At 27.3% G+C, this 4098-nt stretch carries 4 protein-coding genes and 1 pseudogene; 3 read left to right on the forward strand and 2 right to left on the reverse strand.

Annotation, left to right across the window (positions count from 1 at the left end):
* Positions 1–116: 116 nt before the first annotated feature.
* Both AC2FB1_RS10575 and AC2FB1_RS10580 read right to left on the reverse strand, forming a co-directional pair.
* Positions 117–374 (reverse strand): ribbon-helix-helix domain-containing protein, encoded by a 258-nt coding sequence (locus tag AC2FB1_RS10575; RefSeq protein WP_015387292.1) that lies wholly within the window; start codon positions 372–374, stop codon positions 117–119.
* 108 nt (positions 375–482) lie between these two features.
* A complete protein-coding gene (locus AC2FB1_RS10580; RefSeq protein WP_070853605.1) occupies positions 483–1289 on the reverse strand; it encodes a ParA family protein in 807 nt (268 codons plus the stop codon).
* 182 nt (positions 1290–1471) lie between these two features.
* Here AC2FB1_RS10580 and AC2FB1_RS10585 point away from each other — a divergent pair, with 182 nt between their 5' ends.
* From AC2FB1_RS10585 to AC2FB1_RS10595, 3 genes and pseudogenes are all read left to right on the forward strand, one after another.
* Entirely contained in the window at positions 1472–1963 is a 492-nt protein-coding gene (locus AC2FB1_RS10585; protein WP_423585954.1) for a hypothetical protein, read from the forward strand.
* A 1396-nt stretch (positions 1964–3359) separates the two neighbouring features.
* Positions 3360–3518, forward strand: a complete 159-nt coding sequence (locus tag AC2FB1_RS10590; protein ID WP_015387289.1) for a hypothetical protein — start codon at positions 3360–3362, stop codon at positions 3516–3518.
* Positions 3519–3660: 142 nt separating this feature from the next.
* Positions 3661–3951: pseudogene (locus tag AC2FB1_RS10595) on the forward strand (type II toxin-antitoxin system PemK/MazF family toxin); the annotation flags it as partial.
* Positions 3952–4098 lie beyond the last annotated feature (147 nt).

The raw sequence follows: 4098 nt of genomic DNA on the forward strand, positions 1-4098 counted from the left end.
ACTTACAAGTTTATTTTTGTGTTTACACAAAAATAAACCCTATTAACAAATCAAATTCTTTGTTAATAGGGTTTTCTTAACTTCCCCTGTATTTATCTGAAATATTATATGTAAAACTAGTTTACATATAATTGTTTTATAATCTCATTTAAAAATTCTGAAGATGATGAATAATTATTTTCTTCAACTAACTCATCTAGTTTTTTTCTAACTGAAGGCTGTAACATAAATTGATATCTCTTTTTCTTTTCTTTAATTTTATCCTTTTTAATCTCTATTTTTTTATATGATGTATTAGGTGATACTGCATTCTCTAAAGCTTTTTCTATATTCTTTTCTTGATTATTACTATCTATTTTTTTATTAAATGCCATTTTAAAACACCTTTCATAATGTATTATATACATAAACATACACATGTTGACGTATATACATGTGTTGATGTAATTACAAATTAAAGCACTCTTTTTAATTTGTATTAATCAAGCATCTTTAATAGCTTTACAACTATTTATAAATTGCTGAAAAAAACTTTTTTCCTTTAAGTATATTGTAGGTTCTTGTTTAAATGATACAATTGGCTTTTTTTCTAAAACACTGCGTGTAATTAATTCCTTATCAGGAAAATAAGTTATATAATCTTCTTGATTTTCAATGCTTTTTTTAAAATTGATTGATGATTTAGTATTATGTTTGACCATATTTCCAACGAAAAAAAGTTTAGCTGTTACATAACTTTCTCGTGTCCTAAAGTCAATTAAATCCTTCTTTAATTTATTAATACGATATGAAATGTTTGCATTTGAATCATCACTAAAGCCACTTGGCTTATTAGGAGAAATTACTTTATGGCTTACCACAATTGCATTTCTTGTTGATGTACTGAAATCAGGATGTGTATCAATAATAATATAGTCATATTGACCAATATTATATTCTTCATAGTAATCATCTAGCCACATATATAATTGCATGTCTTTTCCATCTGTGGTACTCATATGCTTCTCATACTCATCTAAACGTAAAAATCCACTGATAAGATCTATATTGTTATTAATACGGTGTACCTTAACTTTTTCTTCAATATGTAGTGCATCTATTTTTTCGAATATAGATAAGACAGTATTCTTTTGATCATAAATTCCTAAGATTTGAGATAAATTGCATTGGTGATCAAAATCTATCATTAATACTTTGTATCCCAAGTCAGCTAAATATCCAGAAAAATTATAGGATAATGTTGTTTTTCCTACTCCACCTTTAACAGCTGCGAATGTGATTATTTCCATTTGGACACCTCCTTTACCATCTTAACATAAATATACACACATTTATACACATATGTATGAAGGTGTGTCGAAAATCCGCTTCTCTTTATTAATGATATAAATATATATTTTGACTTTTAACTTTAACCAATTTATAGTAATGAAATAAAAAAGAAAGAAAAAAAGAAAGAAAGGGAGAAAAAATGGCAACTTTACCCAAAGAGGTTAGACAAAAATTGGAGTCTAATATTCATATTTATAAAGTAACTAGTAAGAACATATATTATACAGATGATTTCAAACTTAAAGCTGTAGAAGAATATAATCAAGGCAAAGAACCCGAAGATATATTTAGGGATGCTGGAATAGATGTAAATATTCTTTCACAATATCGTAAGGAAAATTACATAGAGGGCAGATTACAGAAATGGAATAGTCAGCAAATTAATATTACCGATGATATTTCAACTATTTTAGAAAAAGAATTAAATGAAGATGCATCCACCTTTAAAACACAAAAAGAACCATCTGAAATAGCTATATACTCTAAAATACTGTCTCAAGGAGAGTATATAATTGAAGAATTAGAAAAAATTGAAATTGAAATAAGCAAACTAGATCTTAATAAAGAAAAATATCAGTCTATTATTGATCTAACAAAAGAAGAAATAATTAGAGCAGTAAACAAAATATAAGACTTTATATTTTAGTATTACTTAGTTTCAATAATACTATATACTGTTTTCCTTTAAATAAAGTAATAAGGACAGCGCACAAACATACACATCAGCATATTGATGTGTATGTTTGTGCTCATCTATATTCCAATTAAAAATTATTAATTTAGATAAATCATTTTATTTCTGCAACTCAAGGTCTTATATAAAACTTGTATCATCTATTAATCATAGATTTAATTAGCGCAGTCACAATATTCTGTGGATGTCCAAATAAAGCCATTTTTGGACTTTTTGTAATAACATCTTGGTTATAATCTTCTTCGTATCTTTGAGTAAATGCTCCTTTAATACTTATAAATAGATAATTATATACTTTGGTAATCGTTTTATTGTGTATTTTCTATTTTCGATTTACACGGATTAAGATTTCTTCAATTTCACTCTTCAAATCTTCAAGTCAAGGCAATAATTTGTTACGTAGAGTTGATTATGTTTATAGTGTTACTAAATGCATATTGTGTGAATCAGATGAATTATTCTTATTATTGTGTAATTTAGTATCTACATTCTTTGACTCATTTTGTTCAACATTTATATCTTAAATTGTAGTTCCTACATTGCTCACGATTAATAGCTTGTGTTTCATTAGGGTATTAATATGTTTTTTAGTGTATGCTTTGATTTGATGTTCAATACGTCTATAAAACGGTCATATGTGTATTTGTTGAATTTCTTTTCTTTATTATAATAATAGAATTGTTGATCCTTGATTTTAGGCATGTAGATGTAAAGACGTTATTTATCCATTTTTGAAGTAACATCAATAAGTCCCTCTTTTATTAATTCTTTTTGAATTTAGTGACTGCGTTCATACTGATATTTAATATTTGTTAAACGTATACATGAAAGCTATCAATGAAAAGATACTCAAATATGTGGTTAAGGACATCAGAAAAATCGAATCACGGTTTAAAATATATAAAATTGTTGACGGCAGAAAAAACCACAATGAATTTGAATTTTAAGCCCTCTCAGCCGTCCATATAAGTCCGTTAAGTATGAATTGCATATATGGAGATAAATATCAAATTGCGGTACATATGTGAAGAGTGTACTTGAGATGATTGTTGCGATGGTCATCTTTTTTATGTTCAAAATCAATAAAAAAGCACTATCTCCTTTACTGCATGCCAACTGACATTCAAGCTAATATTAAGTTATATTCATTAGGTAATCGGGGGATATTCTCATCCCTTACTTCAACTATAAAATGAGGTGATAAAAATGACAAAAATTACTCGAATCAAAATCAAAACATTCTGTAACTATATGATAGGTGTTTCTGTTATCGCCCTAGCCTTATTCATAATCTTTTACTTTTAGTATTTTCTAAACGTTTCACTCATTTAATATGATTATCGAAACAATTGAAAGACTCCTAAATAGCGATTTATCTGCGTATTATATTCATCAAAAAACAGGTGTGACGGCATCAAGTATTCAACGTTTACGAAGTGGCGAACGCCAACTGAACAAATTAATGTTAGATAGTACCGAAAAATTATATTGATTTCAATTAGAGTTAGAACAAAATCAAAAAAATTGCGGAGAGGTTAACAATGAACACTGATGCATTGTGTCGTATATTGAAGTTGAAGCAGGATAGGATAATGGTAAATCAATATGATTTAATTAAATGAGATTTTAATCCAGTCATTGGTAATGAAAAAGAAAACTATCGTCCTTGTTTAGTCATAAGTGATACTGAATTTAATAAGGTTTCCGGTTTTGCTTGGGTTATTCCTATTACAAAAAGATACGATGAGCAATACCCAACAGATGTATTAGTGAAGACTAAAAATCAACATATAAATGGTGTTATCGACTGCAAACAAATTAAATCTGTTGATATACATGCTCGTCCATATCGACATTTTGATATATTGACAACTGAAAAGGTAATAGAAGTAAATGATAGATTGAAAAGTTTATTAAATCTATGAAATTAAAAATGATAATCCCTCTAATCATTTTTGTGTTTTAGATTCTCTAATGATTCGAAGTCAAAAAAATAAGAGGCTGGGACATAATTTCTAACAAATTAGCCAGTAAATGAGTTTATTATAAATTCATTTACTGGCTTCTTTATT

The sequence above is a fragment of the Staphylococcus sp. CoH_129_LAB_1 genome (assembly GCF_058191515.1).